Here is a 718-nt window from a genome sequence, read left to right as displayed (position 1 = left end):
GTTGGTGTCCAGCTTGATGAAGGTCGACAGCGGCACCTGCTGGCCGGTCAGGGGCGAGGTCAGATACAGCTTGGAGAACAGGTCCGGGTCCTGCTGCAGCTTGGGCGTTACCTCCAGCACCACGTGGTAGCTGTTGATCTGGGTGAAATACTGGGCCACCTGGCGCTGGCCGATGGCGTCGTAGATGGTGGCGTCGATCAGCGCCGGCGATATCCCGAACGACGAGGCCCGCGCCCGGTCGATCGTGATGGACGCGGTCGCCGCGGCGTTCTGCTGGTCGGATGCCAGGTCCGTCAGCACCGGCAATTCGCGGAACTTCGCCAGCAGCCGCGGCGCCCAGACGTTCAATTCGTCCAGGTTCGAATCGGTCAGGGTGTACTGGTACTGCGTGCGCGACAGCCGCCCGCCCACGTTGATGTCCTGCCCGGCCTGCATGAACAGCGTCACGCCTTCCAGCTTGGCCAGCTGCGGCCGCAGCCGGGCGATGACCTCGTCGGCGGACGCCGTGCGGCCTTCGTCCTTGGGCTTCAGGCCGATATAGAAGTTGCCGGTGTTATAGGTGCTCTGGCTGCCGTTGAAACCGAAACTGGCGATGTCGGGGTCCTGCCGGATCACGTCGGCCATCTGGATCATGCGCTGGTTCATCAGCGAAAACGATGAATCCTGCGCCGACTCGGCAAAGCCGAAGATGAAGCCCGTGTCCTGCTGCGGGAAAAAG

General features: G+C 63.8%; 1 protein-coding gene. It reads right to left on the bottom strand.

All coding sequences use genetic code 11. The features are described from left to right. A partial coding sequence (locus tag U858_RS0133255) for an efflux RND transporter permease subunit (protein WP_029954777.1) occupies positions 1–718 on the bottom strand: 718 nt, incomplete at both ends.

The organism is Achromobacter sp. DH1f (assembly GCF_000633435.1).
In the GTDB taxonomy this organism is placed as follows: Bacteria; Pseudomonadota; Gammaproteobacteria; order Burkholderiales; family Burkholderiaceae_B; genus Achromobacter; species Achromobacter deleyi.
The sequence above is the reverse complement of the archived record's forward strand: the minus strand, read 5'-3'. Positions and strand labels throughout refer to the sequence as shown.